Consider the following 14,470-nt stretch of genomic DNA (forward strand, 5'->3'; position numbering starts at 1 on the left):
CATGTCAGACATGGGTGACAACACTTCCAGTAAGTCCATCGGCGACCTGACAAGCCTTGAGACCTTCCGCGAGCTCGCGGCAAACCACCGCGTGGTGCCCGTGGTTCGCAAGGTCCTCGCCGACGGAGAGACCGCCCTGTCCGCCTACCGGAAGCTCGCCGACGGCCGCCCCGGCACGTTCCTGCTGGAATCGGCAGCGCACGGACAGTCGTGGGATCGCTACTCCTTCATCGGTACCGGTGCCCGCTGTGCGCTGACCGCCAAGAGCAGCGTGGACGGCGGCGCGGCGCGTTGGATCGGCCAGCCGCCGGTGGACATCCCGGCAGGCACCGACCCGCTAGATGCGATCCGCAACACACTGGAACACCTGCAGACCGCCCCGATGCCCGGACTGCCACCGCTGACCAGCGGCCTGGTGGGCTACATGGGCTACGACATGATCCGCTACATCGAAAATGTGCCGGACACCTGCACCGACGACCTGAACATTCCCGACATGGTGCAGCTGCTGGTGGAGGACATGGCCGTCGTCGACCACTACGAAGGCACCATTTGGCTGATCGCCAGCGTGATCAACTGGGATAACTCCGACGAGCGTGTGGACGAGGCATACGCCGAGGCAGTCACACGTCTAGACACCATGGTGGAACGGCTGGCCACGGGTACGGCAGGGGGCGTCACTACCTTCGAAACCCCCGCGCCCGAGTACCGCAGGCAGCGCACCTACGACGACCACTGCGAGCGCATCGGCAAGGTCAAGGAGCACATCAAGGCCGGCGATGCGTTCCAGGTGGTGCTTTCGCAGCGCTTCGAAATGGAGACCGACGTCGACCCGATAGACATCTATCGCATGCTGCGGGTATCGAACCCTTCGCCCTACATGTTCCTGGTTAACGTACCTACCGAGGGTTTTGACGCCACCGCGTTCCACATCATTGGTTCCTCCCCGGAATCGCTGGTGCAGGTCCGTGACGGTAATGTCACGACGTTCCCCATCGCCGGATCCAGGCCGCGCGGCGAGACGGTGGAGCAGGACTTTGCCTTCGAACGCGAGCTGGTCAACGACGAGAAGGAAAACTCCGAACACCTGATGCTGGTGGACCTGGGGCGCAACGACCTCGGAAGGATCAGCGAACCCGGCACAGTGGAAGTGCACGACTTCCGCCACGTGGAGCGCTACTCGGCGGTGATGCACCTGGTATCTGGTGTTAGCGGCAAACTGGCAGCGGGCAAGACGGCGGTGGATGCGTTCAATGCGACGTTCCCGGCCGGAACCCTGTCGGGCGCGCCAAAGCCCTCGGCGCTGAAGATCATCGACACGCTGGAGGACACGCGCCGCGGAGTCTACGGCGGCACAGTCGGCTACTTCGACTTTTCCGGCAACACCGACCAATCCATCGCTATCCGCACCGGTTTGTACAAGGACGGCACCGTGTACGTCCAGGCCGGTGGCGGAATCGTCGCGGACTCCGACCCGGAGGCGGAGGACCTGGAGACCCGCAACAAGGCCGCGGCGGTGCTGCGGGCGGTGGCTGCGGCGGAGACCATGAAGAACGCAGGGGAGAAGCAGTGAGCAAGGCAGAAAACGCAACGCAAAAGGCCAAGCGCATCCGGCAGATCGCGCTGCTGTGCGTGGTTCTGAGCGCGGCGGGCCTGTGGGGCGCGAGCCGCCTGAAGTTCGTAACTGTGGCCGTCGACGATGACAAGGCCGGGGCCTCCACCAAGGAGCTAGTGGGATCCGTTTGGGATCCCGCGCTGGTACCGCTGGCGCTTGCCATGGTGGCCGCGCTGATCCTGTCAATGGCCGTCCAACCCATGGTCCGCAGGGTACTGGGCGTGGTAATCGGGGCCTTGGCGGCCACGGCCAGCTTCCGCGCGGTGCAGTTGCTGAGCAGCGACGTGGACCTGGCCCGCGCGCAGAGCCTACTGCGAAGTGGCGCGGCCACGCAGAAGGAATCCGACCCAGTGCAGATTTCCGAGTGGGCGCGAGTTGTCAGCGGTGAGGTGCACTCGTTGGGCATCGTGTTGGTTCTTTTAGCGGCGGCAATCGGTGTGGTCGGCGGCGCGATCCTGATTCTGCGCCCCGGCCAGCAGTCCAAGGGACACAGCCGCTACGAGACCCCGGAGGTGCGCCGCGCGGACGCGGAAGAGGACCTCGCGGAGAATCCAGATTCAACCCGCGTGCTGTGGGATGCCCTGGATGCGGGGGTGGATCCAACCGAAGAATCCGATTTCTCCCGCACCAAGCAGGGGCGATAAGGTCAAGGGTGTGACACACATGACAGTTCTCGACCAGATCATCGCCGGGGTGCTAGAAGACCAGGCCGAGCGGGAAGCCAAGATCCCATACAAGGAGATCAAGGCCATGTCCCTGGACGCACCGCCGGCGCTCGACGCCCACGCCGCGCTGGCCGCCCCCGGGGTCAGCCTCATTGCTGAAGTGAAGCGCGCCAGCCCTTCCAAAGGGGACCTAGCCGAGATCGCCGAGCCCGAAGTGCTGGCGAAGGCCTACGAGGACAACGGGGCCACTGCTATCAGCTGCCTCACGGAGCAGCGCCGCTTCAAGGGCTCCCTGGAAGACTTCGACGCGGTGCGCCGCGCAGTGAACATCCCGCTGCTGCGCAAGGACTTCACTGTGAACCCGTACCAGATCCACGAGGCCCGGGCGCACGGCGCGGACATTGTTTTGCTCATCGTCGCCGCACTCGAACAACAGCGCCTGGAATCCCTGCTGGATCGAACCGAGTCCCTGGGCATGACCGCCCTGGTGGAAGTGCACACTGCCGAAGAGGCCGAGCGCGCTGTTGCCGCCGGTGCCAAGGTCATTGGCGTCAACGCCCGAAATCTCAAGACGTTGGACGTAGACCCGCAGGTGTTCGGCAAAATCGCCCCGTTGCTTCCGGACGACGTAGTCAAGATCGCAGAGTCGGGCGTCAAGAACAAAAACGACTTGAGCGCCTATGCCGCAGCGGGCGCGGACGCAGTGCTCGTCGGCGAAGGCCTGGTCACCGCAGGTAACCCCGCCCAGGCGTGCCGGGACCTCGCCGCAGCGGGGAAACACCCCGCCTTCCCCCAAAAAGAATCCTAAGCGATAGCATATAAACCTGTGACTACCGAGAAGACCTTCAAGAACACCGACGCGCAGGGCAAGCGCCTGCCGACGGTAGGCGAGATCCTGGCGACCGCCACCCACCACGAGCCCGACGAGCGTGGACACTGGGGTGAATTCGGCGGCCGTTACGTCCCCGAGGCCCTCATGGCCGTGATCGAGGAGATCACCGATGCCTGGGCGAAGGCTCGCTCGGACCAGGGGTACCTGGACCAGCTCGACGAGCTGCACCGCACCTACACCGGCCGCCCATCACCGCTGTACTATGCGGCCCGCTTCTCCGAGGCCGTCGGCGCAGAAGTGTGGCTGAAGCGCGAGGACCTGAACCACACCGGCTCCCACAAGATCAACAACGTGCTGGGGCAGGTGCTGCTGGCCAAGCGTATGGACAAGACGCGCGTGATTGCGGAGACCGGCGCCGGCCAGCACGGTGTGGCCACGGCGACGGCATGCGCGCTGCTCGGCCTTGAATGCCGGATCTACATGGGGGCTGTGGACGCCGAACGGCAGGCCCTCAACATTGCCCGCATGCGCCTGCTCGGCGCCCACGTGGAGGTAGTGGAGATTGGCTCCCGCACCCTAAAGGACGCCATCAACGAGGCGATGCGCTTCTGGGTTTCCAACGCCGACGACACCTACTACTGCTTCGGCACCGCCGCCGGCCCGCACCCATTTCCGCAGATGGTGCGTGACCTGCAGCGCGTCATCGGCGTGGAGGCGCGCCAGCAGTTGCTGGCCGAGACCGGCAAGCTACCCGACGCCGTGGTGGCCTGTGTGGGCGGCGGCTCCAACGCGATCGGCCTGTTCCACCCGTTCATCGAGGACGAAGGCGTGGACATCGTCGGCGCTGAGGCCGCGGGCGACGGTGTGGAGACTGGGCGCCACGCCGCGCCGATCAACCTGGGGCTGCAGGGCGTGTTCCAGGGTTCCTTCGCCGACCTGATGCAGGACGAGGATGGGCAGATCATCGAATCTCACTCCATCTCCGCCGGGTTGGACTACCCGGGAGTGGGGCCGGAGCACTCTAAGCTGCACGCGGAGGGGCGCGCTCGCTACCTGCCGATTACCGACTCCGAGGCCATGGACGCCTTCAAGCAGCTGACCCGCCTGGAGGGCATCATCCCCGCTATCGAGTCCTCTCACGCCGTGGCCGCCGCCATCAAGGTGGCCGCGGAGAAGCCGGGCGCCACGCTGATTGTGAACATTTCCGGCCGCGGCGACAAGGACGTCAACACCGCCGCGAAGTGGTTCGACATGCTGGACCAGAAGAGCGAGAAGGACGGCTAACCCATGACCTCCCGACTTTCTAAGGTTTTCACTGACGCGCGCGCCGAGGGGCGGGGCGCACTCGTGGCCTACTTCCCGGCCGGTTACCCCACGGTGGCGAAGTCCAAGGAGTTCGTCGCCGAGCTGGCCCAGCATGCCGACTTGATCGAGGTGGGCATCCCGTTTACCGACCCGATGATGGACGGCCCCACCATCCAGGACGCCGCCAACGAAGCACTGGCCAATGGCTTCCGGGTGAAGGACACGCTCGACGTGGTCCGCGCAGTCACAGAAGCGGGCGGCCAGGCCGTCATCATGTCCTATTGGAACCCCGTGCTGCAGTACGGCCCGGAGAAGTTCGCCGCCGACCTGGCAGCCGCCGGGGGACTGGGCTCCATCATCCCGGACTTGCTGCCGGAGGAAGCTGAGCGTTGGGCGGAGGCTTGCAAGGCCAATGACCTATCGCCGGTCCATCTCGTCGCGCCCTCTACTACGCCGGAGCGCATGGCCCTTACTGTTGACGCCGGCGACGGCTTCATTTACGCCGCATCCCACATGGGTGTGACGGGCGCGCAGGACGAGGTCTCCAGTTCCGCCGAGGAGCTAGTCGCTCGCGTTCGCGAGGCCACGGACCTACCGGTGGCAGTGGGACTGGGCGTGAAAACCGGTAAGCACGCGGCGGACATCGCCTCCTACGCCGACGGTGTGATCGTCGGCTCCGCGCTGATCCAGGCCGCATCCGACGGCAACCTGGGCGAGCTGGCCGCAGAGCTGGCGCGAGGCGTTCGCGCATGATCGCGGCGGCCATTCCTTCGCCACCACAGGGGGTCTGGGAGCTAGGCCCCATTCCCATCCGCGCTTACGCGCTGTGCATCCTCACAGGCGTGATCGTGGCCTACTTCTGGACCCGCCGCCGCTACGCGAAGCTTGGCGGAAACCCGGAGGTCACTGTCGACGCGCTGCTCGTAGCCGTGCCCGCGGGCATCATCGGCGCCCGGATCTACCACGTGATCACCGATCACGATAAGTATTTCGGCGAGGGCAAAGACCCTACCCAGGTATTCAACATCACCAACGGCGGTTTGGGGATCTGGGGCGGAGTCGTCCTGGGCTCCCTCGCTGTGTGGCTGCTATTCAAGGCCAAAGGGCTGCCACTGGGGACCTTCGCCGCCGCCGTGGCGCCGACAGTGCCGCTGGCGCAAGCCATCGGCCGGCTGGGCAACTGGTTCAATCAGGAACTCTACGGCGGACCCAGCGACTCTCCCTGGGCGCTGGAAATCTACCGCCGTGTGGACGAAAGCGGCTACTCCGCACCCATCACCGGACACTCCACCGGGGAAGTGCTGGCCACAGTCCAGCCGACGTTCCTCTACGAGCTGATCTGGAACCTGCTCGTGGTCGTACTGCTGCTAGTCGCGGAACGCTACTGGCGCGTTGGCGGGGGCAGGCTGTTCACCCTCTACGTCATGGGCTACACGTTCGGACGCTTCTTCATCGAAAACATCCGCACAGACGCTGCCACCACAGTGTTCGGCGACGTGCGCATCAACGTTGTCGTTTCCGCAGTGGTGTTCCTCGCTGCGACAGCACTGTTCATCTGGTGGACGGTGCAGCAGCGCAAGGCTGAGGGCATCACAAAAGAAGAAGCGAAGTAGCGGGGACAACGGCGCGGGACTATCCTCGAGTCCGTGAATAGAAGAACCAAGATTGTTTGCACCCTGGGCCCTGCGGTCGCTTCGAAGGAGCAGATTCGCGGGCTCGTAGACGCAGGAATGAACGTTGCGCGCCTCAACTTTTCCCACGGCGAGCACGCAGACCACGAGCAGAATTACAACTGGGTTCGACAGGCCACCGATGAATCCGGCAAGGCCGTCGGTGTCCTCGCCGACCTGCAAGGCCCGAAGATCCGCCTGGGACGCTTCGCAGAGGGCGCAACCGTCTGGGCGACCGGCGAGACGGTACGCATTACCGTCGACGACGTGCAGGGCACGCACGATCGCGTGTCCACCACATACAAGGGCCTGGCTCGCGACGCCCGCCCCGGCGACCGCCTGCTGGTCGACGACGGCAAGATCGCGCTGGTGTGCAAGGAAGTCGACGGCAATGACGTCGTGTGTGAAGTCACCGAGGGCGGCCCGGTTTCCAACAACAAGGGTGTCTCCCTTCCAGGCATGAACATCTCCGTGCCGGCGCTGAGCGAGAAGGACACCGAAGACCTGCGCTTCGCCCTGCAGCTGGGCGTGGACTTCATCGCTCTGTCCTTCGTGCGCAGCCCCTCCGATGTGGAGCTGGTGCGCGACATCATGGACGAAGTTGGCCGCCGCGTGCCGGTGATCGCCAAGCTGGAGAAGCCGGAGGCAGTCGACGCGCTGGAGCCGGTTATTCTGGCCTTCGATGCAATTATGGTCGCCCGCGGTGACCTGGGCGTGGAGGTGCCGCTGGAAGACGTACCGCTGGTGCAGAAGCGCGCCATCCAGATTGCCCGCGAGAACGCCAAGCCGGTGATCGTGGCAACGCAGATGCTGGACTCCATGATCGAGAACTCCCGCCCGACGCGCGCCGAGGCCTCCGACGTGGCCAACGCCGTGCTCGACGGTGCGGATGCCGTGATGCTCTCCGGCGAGACCTCCATCGGCAAGCACCCGATCACCACCGTGGAGACGATGGCCCGCATCGTACGCGCCGCGGAGATCGACGGAGAAGTGCCGCCGCTGACGCACCGCCCGCGCACCCGCCGCGGCGTGATTTCCTACGCAGCCAAGGACATCGGCGAGCGCCTGAACGCGAAGGCACTGGTGGCCTTCACCTCCTCCGGCGATACAGCCAAGCGCGTGGCGCGCCTACGCTCCCACCTGCCGCTGCTGGTGTTCACGCCTTCCCAGGCCGTGCGCTCCCAGCTGGCCCTGACGTGGGGCGTGGAGACGTTCCTCATCGAAGACGTGAAATCCACCGACGAGATGATGGATACTGTCGACCACCACCTGCTGGCCATGCCGGAGTACAAGTACGACGACATGATGGTCGTCGTCGCCGGCTCCCCACCCGGGATTTCCGGCAACACCAACATGATCCAGGTGCACCTGCTGGGTCAGGAGCGGAAGAGGTAGCTCAGCGTCGCGGCCAACGCCGCGTCGGTGGAGGTGCCCAGCGCCTCAATGCGCGGGGCAAAGGCACCGTGGTGGTTGCCCGGCACCGGATCCCCGGAGGCCCACAGCTCCGGATCCGTGGTGCCGATCGTCCAGAAAAGGTAGGGCACGTCGAAGTGACGGGGGATCTCCGAGAAGTCCTCGGAGGCTGTCCAGGGTTCGGCGTCAATAGAATCCTCCCCGAAGACCGCATCAAACACCGGGCGTACGTGCTCGAACGTGCTGGGGGTATTGTCGGTGAGCTCGCCGTGGGCGGAGTAGTCGAACTCGGGTGGAAGCTCGCAGCCGGAGGCATCGCACTCGGCGCGGACGACCCGCTCGATGGCGGCGTAAGTCTTGTCGCGCACGTCCGTGTCGTAGAAACGGCAGTTCAGCACTAGCGTGGCATCTTCCGGGATGGTGTTGTTCGTGTGCCCGGAGGACAGAGTGCCGACCGTAATGACGGCGAAGTCCGACGGGGCGACCTCGCGGCCGACGATACCCTGCAGGCGGACAACGATCATTGCAGCTAGGAAAGTCGGGTCGATCGATTCCTGCGGGCGCGAGCCGTGGGAGGACTTACCGTAGAGCTTGATGGTGATCGTGTCGCAGGCCGCCAACACCGGCCCGGGCGCGGACATCACAGTGCCGAGGCGGCCGGGTAGGACGTGCTGGCCCAGGCACACATCGGGGGTGGGGATCTTCTCCGCCAGGCCGTCGTTGATCATGTTGCTGGCACCGGCGGTGACCTCCTCCGCGGGCTGGAACAGCGCAATGAAGGTGCCGTGCCAGGAATCGCGACGTTCGTCAAGAACCGCGCACAGGCCCATCAGCGCCGCGGCGTGCATGTCGTGGCCGCACGCATGCATCACCCCGTCGTTCTTGGAGGCATAGGGCAGCCCCGTTGTTTCCTGCACGGGAAGGGCATCGAAGTCGGCGCGCATGAGGACGGTCGGCTCGTCTGCACTGGTTGCCTCGCTGCTCGGGTTACGGAACACGGCGGTGACGCCATAACCCCCGATACCCGTGGTCACCTCACAATCCATCTGCGCCAACCGCGCGGTAATGTGCTTGGCGGTTTGCTCCTCCTGCAGCGACAACTCGGGGTTCTCGTGCATCCACTGGTAGAAGCTATCCTGCCAGCTCAGATCCACACCGTGGTTTGCGATGAACTCTGCAATATTCGCGTTGCGCATTGCGAGACTTGTCCTTTCTAGCGGATTAGCGGATTGCCGGGTTGTACTTCAGCATGTTGGGGCGGGTGGCGCAGTCGTCGCCGAGGCGGATACCCGGGGCCAGCTGGCCTTCCTCCTGAGCCTTAACCAGGGCATTGAGCACGCGCTCCCGGAGGTCAGCCGGGGAGATGGTGTTGATGAAAATCTTCGTGCCGCCTTCGAACCCGGCCATGGTGGATACGCGCCACTTAATGACGATGCGCCAAGGCATCGGGACGTCAACGTCGAGGGGACGGTGCAGCCACTCCTCATTGCAGGAGATGTGTGGCCCGGCGGCGACGTGGCAGGCGTGAACTAGATCCGAGACGGCATCGCGTTCGGCGTCAGACATCAGCCAAGGTTCGGTCGTGGCGGACTTGGAGAAAACCTCGAGGGTCGGCCAGCGGTGCCCAAAACCAGCAAACGCAATGGCGTGGTCGTTCTCGGCGATGACGAGGTTGTGGCGGGCAGCGTAATCGACGGCCCACTCGTTGTACATGTTCGGGTTCGCGCGGACCTGGGCGATCTCGAGTTCGTTTTGCAGGCCGTGCTCGTCGATGGCGACGAGCTGCTTGTGGAGGTGCTCGAAGCTGGCGCCCGCCGGGGCGAGCCAGTTCTGGAACGCGGCGACGTAGCGGACGTAGCGGTTCGCGCGGTAGAGGCGATCCATGCCGTCGACGGTGAAGGCGATGAAGTGGCGGTGGTTCTTCCAACCGAGAGTGCCGCTGGAGGCCAACTGGTCGGTGGTGTCTGCGCCGGGAATGTAGTGGTCACGGGCGATGATCACGTCGTGACCGCCGGCGAAGAGCCCGGCGCTCTTTTCGTAGAGAGTCTGCATGCGATTCTCGGGAGAGAAAAGCTCGTCGAGTTCTTCTTGCGTGGTGCCGCCGGCGGACCACTTGGCGCGGAGAATCTGCTCGACGTGGTCCTGGCCGGCCTCCTCGGCCAGATAGTCGGTCATGTGCTTGGCGGCGGCGGGGTTCATCCGGTAGCCGTAGTTCAGGAGCCAGTAGTCGTAGGTGAGGATCTCGAAGAGGTTCGCCACGCGGCGGAACAGCGGTTCGGTTTCCTCCAGCTGGCTGACGGGCAGTCCGCGCAGGATGTGTGCCTGGCCGTCCTCGTCGAGTACCAGGCGAGATTTCTCCGGCGGAGTGTCGAGCTTGCGGTTCAGGCCGAATGCGGTGGCGGAGTCCCGGTCGCCTACGGTGCGCACCTCTGGTCGGTGCTCTGCGATGGGGCGGTTGCCGCGGCCGGGTACGGTCCACACCTCGGTGCCGGAAAACGGGTTGACCTGTTTGATCGTTCCGTCCGGCAGGGTGGTCAGGGGAGGTACGGGCGCGGGGTGCGAAGCATGGGAACCAATCACGGCAAACATTCTAGTAGGTTTCCTGTTTTGTCGATCACACCGCCGTGTACTCTGCTGATGTGCCGCCGTGCTTGCTGTTCGCTGCTGCGTGCTGCCACACTAGGGGAATGCCAAAGATTATTTTCAGGCTGCTGGCTAACCAGGAGCAGCTGGCCGCCATCGAGCAGGATTTCCGCTCCATGATCTCCGCCCTTGGTGAAGCATTCGAGGGCACGCTGAATCTCCAGTCCGGGCAAGCTGCAGACCCCGAACTGGTCACTACCTGGGTGGAGCTCTTCGGCGAGAGCCCCGACGAGGGCAACGACCCCGCCACCGGCGCCGAACTCACCGTCGAGGTTGTCCGCTACGACATCGGCTCCGTCTCCGGCCTAGCCATGCACTTCGCCGAGCTCCTCACCGTTCGCGAGAAGGAACCCGCCGAACCGCTTCTGCGCCAGGTCCAGGACGACCCTGGCGCGCCCCGCGTGCCTTGGCACGTCACTGTGGCTTCGGTATAACTCCTCTCGCGTGGGTGGTGAACTGCTCTCCGTGGTGGTTCACCCACTTGATCGTCCAGCCGCCGTCGCTAGTGCTGGCTCTCCACTGCCCGTTAGTTTTCAGGTTGTGGTGGGCGCGACATAAGCACTGCATATTTCGCACATCCGTAGCTCCGCCCGTCGACGGGTCCGAGTGGTTGTACGGCACGATGTGGTCTTTGTCGCACATCGGCGCGGGGTGTTCGCACCCGGGGAAGCGGCAGGTTCCGTCCCTACCCACGAGGAATTCTTTCATTTCTCGGCTTGGCGTGTACTGCTCCACGGCCGGCGGCACAGTCACGCTGTCCACGCGCTTGGCGAAGCTTTCGTAAATGTCGGCCTGTTCGGTGCTGATCGCCCCGACTCCCGGGATGAATCCTGGGCCGCCTTCCCACCGAAAGACGTGCACGTGCACTACCGTGTTGGTTTCTTCGCCGCTGATCAGCCCCGCGATCACGTCCATCCGTGCTTGTGCGAGGTCGCAGTCTAGCTCCCCGGCCAGCACCTTCGCCTTCTTCGTTACTGCTTCCCACATGCGCTGCGATTGGTCTTTCGGCATGTTCAGCGTCCACCGGGAAAGCTCGGCGGTCCCGCCCAGCGTCGTCACGGACCCCTTAGTTGCGGACCGTTCCTTCGCCGCAGCCTTCTCGCCTTCCGCGAATGGGGTGGGGAAGTCCCGCGCGATCACTTCGCACAGGTATTCGCCCAGTTCTTTCGCCGTGGGCCCTTCCTCGCGTGCGCTGATGCAGTCCACAGCGTGTTTCTCCAGGTAGCGGTTGAACTGTTCCATGTCCATGATCGCCTGCCCTGCCTCGTCGGGCTCCGTCAGCTGTGTCGCGTAGGCGTTGCGCACCCGCCACACTTGCTCGAGGTGCCGCACGCCGATCACCCCGGCTTTCAGCGCCGCCAGCCCGAGCATGTTCATCACGGCGAGTATCTGCGCCGCGTGCGAGAACACTATCGCATCCGCCATCCCCGCCTTCCGCAGCGCTTGTATCCGCGCCACGGTCGGGTCGTCGATCACGCTGTATGCATACGCCGCGTCGACCCTGTTGCACATCCGCCGCATCTCGTCGGCATCCATTTTTGCCCCCTTCTTGTCCGAGCGCCGCTTACCTTACACACGGCCCCGGACAACCCCTTACCCTTCTTAGTGACGCCCCCTCATTTTCACCCCTAGAGCAGGCTCGATAGGAACTCTTGGGTGCGTTCGTGCTGCGGATTTCCAATGACTTCCGCGGACGGGCCGTGCTCCACGATCACCCCGCCATCCATGAAGGCAACCTCGTCGGCGACTTCGCGGGCGAATCCCATCTCGTGGGTCACGACCAGCATCGTCATGCCGTCGTCAGCCAGGTGGCGCATCACGTTCAGCACTTCGCCGACCAGCTCGGGGTCCAGCGCGGAGGTCGGCTCGTCGAAGAGCATCAGCTTGGGCCTCATCGCCAGTGCGCGGGCGATGGCCACGCGCTGCTGCTGTCCGCCGGAGAGCTGCACCGGGTAGGCGTCGGCCTTGTGGGCGAGCCCCACCTGGTCCAGTAGCTTGTGTGCGTGCTCGATGGCGTCGTTCTTGTTTTCGCCGCGCACCTGCACGGGCGCCTCGATGATGTTCTCCAGCACGGTGCGGTGGGTGAACAGGTTGAAGTGCTGGAACACCATTCCAATGTCCACGCGCTGCGCCGCTGCTTGCTTCGGCGTCAGCTCGTAGAGGTTTCCGTTCTTCTCGCGGTAGCCGATCAGCTCGCCGTCCACTTCGATCCGCCCGGAGGTCACCTTCTCCAGGTGGTTCACGCAGCGCAGCAGGGTGGACTTACCGGAGCCGGAGGGGCCGATCAGGCAGGTCACGCCGCCGCGGGGCACTTCCAGGTCGATGCCTTTCAGAACGTCGAGTCGGCCGTAGCGCTTCCACACGTTCTTGATGGCAATCATCGGTGCGTTGGTTTCAGACATGGTGGTTACTAGTCCTTCTTTTCGTTCGGCCCGACGGTGATATTGCGCGGGGGCACGCCTTCGGCGTCAGCAAGGGCGGCGAGTTGGCGCTGCGTGAGCTGGCGCGACGATCCGCGAGAGTAGTAACGCTCAACGTAGAACTGCACAACCATCAGAATGCTGGTGATCACCAGGTACCAGGTGGCGGCAACGAGTAGCAGCGGGACGGGCTGGAACAGTGAGTTAGAGATGTCGGTGGCGCGGCCGTAAAGCTCGGCGGTGTAGGGCACGGCAATGACCAGCGAGGTGGTCTTCAGCAGCGAGATGAACTCGTTGCCCGTCGGCGGGATGATGATGCGCATGGCCTGCGGCATCACGGTGCGGCGCATGTTTTGCCCCCAGGTCATGCCCAGTGCCTTCGAAGCTTCGGACTGTCCTTCGGGCACGGCCTGGATGCCGGCGCGGACGATTTCGGCCATGTAGGCGGCCTCGTTCAGGCCGAGGCCCAGCACGGCCAGGATGAAGGCATTCTGCAGTACTTGCTCCAGGTCGATTTCGGCGAAGCCCACGCTCACGGACTGGTACAGGGAGCTCAGCAGACCCCAGAACACCAGCTGCACGTACACGGGCGTGCCGCGGAAGACCCACAGGAACAGCCACGCCACACCCTGCAGCACGGGGTTCGGCGACATGCGCAGAACCGCGACGATCGCACCGATCACCACGCCGATGATCATCGCCAGAATCGTCAGCGCGATGGTGTGCATCGCCGCCTTTACGATGCGCGTATCCAGCAGGTACTGGAAGTAGGTGTCCCAGTGGTAAGCGTCGTTTCGGGCCGCGGAAATAATGAACCACACCACGAGTGCTGCGAGGATTACCGCCGCGATCCAGCGGCCGGGGTGGCGAAGCGGGATCGCTTTGTTCTCGGTGGGGCGCCTACGCTGCGTTGCGGAGGAGGCGTTTTGGTTGCTCACTTGGTGCCTTCTTTCGGTTCGAGCGTGTGCGGCAGTTGGTAGGGCTTGAGGTTAAACGTCACTGCGTCTAGCCCTCCGTCTTCGAGTTCCCATTGTTTGAGGATGGCCTCGTAGGTGCCGTCGTTCATCATGGTCTGCATCGTTGCGGCCAGGGCTTTTCCAAGCGGGTTGTTCTTTTTGACGCCCATACCGAACGGGGCGGTATCGAAAGGTTCGCCAACCCGCACCAATTTGCCGTCAGAGCGTGCGATAGCGAAGTCGATCACTGGCGAGTCGGAGCTGTAGGCGTCTGCCTTCTTCAGAATGGTTGCGGTGGCAGCGGCGTCGGCCTTTTCGTAGACCAGCTTCTCAATCGGCTCCTTGCCCTGGGCTTCGCATTCATCGGAGCGTCCCTGCACCTCGTCCGTGTCGGAGTAGGTGCCCTTCTGCACGGCGACCTTCAGGCCACAGGCGTTGTCGGGGTTGATGCTTTCCTCGTTGCCTGGCTGGGTGGCCCAGGAGATGCCGGCGCTGTAGAAGTCGACGAAGTCGTAGCTCGTCTGCCGGTCTTCAGTGTCGGTGAAGGCGCTGGCTCCGACGTCGACGGATCCGGCGCTGATGGCCGGCAGGATTAGGTTGAAGTCCATTTGGTTGACTTCGACGTCAAGGCCCATCATGGCACCGGCGGCGCGGATGAGGTCCATTTCGAAGCCGATGATGTTTCCGTCGGAGTCTTTAAACTCGTTGGGTGCGTAGGGCGGGTTGGTGCCGACGGTGATTTTTCCCTTGGCCTGGACGTCCGGGGGCACTAGGGCGGCGAGCTGCGGGTTCTTCGCCGGGAGGATTTCCTCCCAGCCTTCCGGATTGCCGAGTTCTTCGTTGGTCACACACCCCGCCAGCGATGCTGAAAGCAGGATCGCAAGGGTGCCCTTGGCCACGGTACGGGCCAGAGAGCGCGGGTGGCTATGTTTCATACCGTGGATTATATCG

At 64.1% G+C, this 14,470-nt stretch carries 14 protein-coding genes; 8 read left to right on the plus strand and 6 right to left on the minus strand.

From position 1 onward, the window contains the following. Position 1 precedes the first annotated feature (1 nt). Genes CJEIK_RS04220 through pyk form a run of 7 tightly spaced genes read left to right on the plus strand, consistent with a single transcriptional unit; the run spans position 2 to position 7,482 of the window. Positions 2-1,573, plus strand: coding sequence for an anthranilate synthase component I (locus tag CJEIK_RS04220; protein WP_005295828.1), 1,572 nt, complete (start codon positions 2-4; stop codon positions 1,571-1,573). Further along, on the plus strand, positions 1,570-2,259 hold the full coding sequence (locus CJEIK_RS04225; protein WP_005295826.1) for a TIGR02234 family membrane protein: 690 nt from the start codon (positions 1,570-1,572) through the stop codon (positions 2,257-2,259). Before CJEIK_RS04220 ends, CJEIK_RS04225 begins: the two co-directional genes overlap by 4 nt. A 19-nt stretch (positions 2,260-2,278) precedes the next feature. Beyond that, positions 2,279-3,088, plus strand: coding sequence for an indole-3-glycerol phosphate synthase TrpC (gene trpC / locus CJEIK_RS04230; RefSeq protein ID WP_005295824.1), 810 nt, complete (start codon positions 2,279-2,281; stop codon positions 3,086-3,088). 18 nt (positions 3,089-3,106) lie between these two features. After that, positions 3,107-4,396 carry a tryptophan synthase subunit beta gene (gene trpB / locus CJEIK_RS04235; protein ID WP_005295821.1) on the plus strand — a complete coding sequence of 430 codons (1,290 nt, stop codon included), beginning with the start codon at positions 3,107-3,109 and terminating at the stop codon, positions 4,394-4,396. Positions 4,397-4,399: 3 nt separating this feature from the next. After that, complete coding sequence (gene trpA / locus CJEIK_RS04240) at positions 4,400-5,170, plus strand: tryptophan synthase subunit alpha (RefSeq protein WP_005295819.1); 771 nt, start codon at positions 4,400-4,402, stop codon at positions 5,168-5,170. Beyond that, positions 5,167-6,030, plus strand: a complete 864-nt coding sequence (gene lgt, locus CJEIK_RS04245) for a prolipoprotein diacylglyceryl transferase (protein ID WP_005295817.1) — start codon at positions 5,167-5,169, stop codon at positions 6,028-6,030. Before trpA ends, lgt begins: the two co-directional genes overlap by 4 nt. A gap of 33 nt (positions 6,031-6,063) precedes the next feature. Then, positions 6,064-7,482: a pyruvate kinase gene (gene pyk, locus CJEIK_RS04250; RefSeq protein WP_050760835.1), complete on the plus strand. Its 1,419-nt coding sequence runs from the start codon at positions 6,064-6,066 to the stop codon at positions 7,480-7,482. Here the strand turns inward: pyk and CJEIK_RS04255 are convergent. After that, positions 7,464-8,696 (minus strand): amidohydrolase, encoded by a 1,233-nt coding sequence (locus CJEIK_RS04255; protein ID WP_005295812.1) that lies wholly within the window; start codon positions 8,694-8,696, stop codon positions 7,464-7,466. The two genes, pyk and CJEIK_RS04255, sit on opposite strands and share 19 nt — an antisense overlap. A 25-nt stretch (positions 8,697-8,721) precedes the next feature. After that, positions 8,722-10,089 carry a DUF4921 family protein gene (locus CJEIK_RS04260; protein WP_005295810.1) on the minus strand — a complete coding sequence of 456 codons (1,368 nt, stop codon included), beginning with the start codon at positions 10,087-10,089 and terminating at the stop codon, positions 8,722-8,724. 98 nt (positions 10,090-10,187) lie between these two features. On the opposite strand from CJEIK_RS04260, the gene CJEIK_RS04265 reads away from it, so the two are divergent. Beyond that, positions 10,188-10,577 carry a hypothetical protein gene (locus tag CJEIK_RS04265; RefSeq protein WP_005295808.1) on the plus strand — a complete coding sequence of 130 codons (390 nt, stop codon included), beginning with the start codon at positions 10,188-10,190 and terminating at the stop codon, positions 10,575-10,577. On the opposite strand, the gene CJEIK_RS04270 is transcribed toward CJEIK_RS04265, so the two are convergent. From CJEIK_RS04270 to CJEIK_RS04285, 4 genes are all read right to left on the minus strand, one after another. Continuing rightward, the gene (locus CJEIK_RS04270; RefSeq protein WP_005295805.1) at positions 10,558-11,679 is read right to left on the minus strand and encodes an HNH endonuclease signature motif containing protein; all 1,122 of its coding nucleotides are present in this window, start codon (positions 11,677-11,679) and stop codon (positions 10,558-10,560) included. The two genes, CJEIK_RS04265 and CJEIK_RS04270, sit on opposite strands and share 20 nt — an antisense overlap. A gap of 92 nt (positions 11,680-11,771) precedes the next feature. Next, the gene (locus tag CJEIK_RS04275) at positions 11,772-12,545 is read right to left on the minus strand and encodes an amino acid ABC transporter ATP-binding protein (protein WP_034965153.1); all 774 of its coding nucleotides are present in this window, start codon (positions 12,543-12,545) and stop codon (positions 11,772-11,774) included. Positions 12,546-12,553: 8 nt separating this feature from the next. Then, on the minus strand, positions 12,554-13,501 hold the full coding sequence (locus CJEIK_RS04280) for an amino acid ABC transporter permease (protein ID WP_005295800.1): 948 nt from the start codon (positions 13,499-13,501) through the stop codon (positions 12,554-12,556). Then, a complete protein-coding gene (locus CJEIK_RS04285) occupies positions 13,498-14,454 on the minus strand; it encodes an ABC transporter substrate-binding protein (RefSeq protein WP_005295798.1) in 957 nt (318 codons plus the stop codon). The genes CJEIK_RS04280 and CJEIK_RS04285 overlap by 4 nt, the downstream gene beginning before the upstream one ends. Between the last annotated feature and the right edge of the window lie 16 nt (positions 14,455-14,470).

The organism is Corynebacterium jeikeium (assembly GCF_028609885.1).
GTDB lineage: Bacteria > Actinomycetota > Actinomycetes > Mycobacteriales > Mycobacteriaceae > Corynebacterium > Corynebacterium jeikeium.

Excerpts from the sequence above, each read along its gene's own strand:
- CJEIK_RS04220 (WP_005295828.1), top strand. The coding sequence starts at position 2 with ATGTCAGACATGGGTGACAACACTTCCAGTAAGTCCATCGGCGACCTG.
- trpC (WP_005295824.1), top strand. The coding sequence starts at position 2,279 with ATGACAGTTCTCGACCAGATCATCGCCGGGGTGCTAGAAGACCAGGCC.
- trpA (WP_005295819.1), top strand. The coding sequence starts at position 4,400 with ATGACCTCCCGACTTTCTAAGGTTTTCACTGACGCGCGCGCCGAGGGG.
- lgt (WP_005295817.1), top strand. The coding sequence starts at position 5,167 with ATGATCGCGGCGGCCATTCCTTCGCCACCACAGGGGGTCTGGGAGCTA.
- CJEIK_RS04255 (WP_005295812.1), bottom strand. The coding sequence starts at position 8,696 with ATGCGCAACGCGAATATTGCAGAGTTCATCGCAAACCACGGTGTGGAT.
- CJEIK_RS04260 (WP_005295810.1), bottom strand. The coding sequence starts at position 10,089 with ATGTTTGCCGTGATTGGTTCCCATGCTTCGCACCCCGCGCCCGTACCT.
- CJEIK_RS04265 (WP_005295808.1), top strand. The coding sequence starts at position 10,188 with ATGCCAAAGATTATTTTCAGGCTGCTGGCTAACCAGGAGCAGCTGGCC.
- CJEIK_RS04270 (WP_005295805.1), bottom strand. The coding sequence starts at position 11,679 with ATGGATGCCGACGAGATGCGGCGGATGTGCAACAGGGTCGACGCGGCG.
- CJEIK_RS04275 (WP_034965153.1), bottom strand. The coding sequence starts at position 12,545 with ATGTCTGAAACCAACGCACCGATGATTGCCATCAAGAACGTGTGGAAG.
- CJEIK_RS04285 (WP_005295798.1), bottom strand. The coding sequence starts at position 14,454 with ATGAAACATAGCCACCCGCGCTCTCTGGCCCGTACCGTGGCCAAGGGC.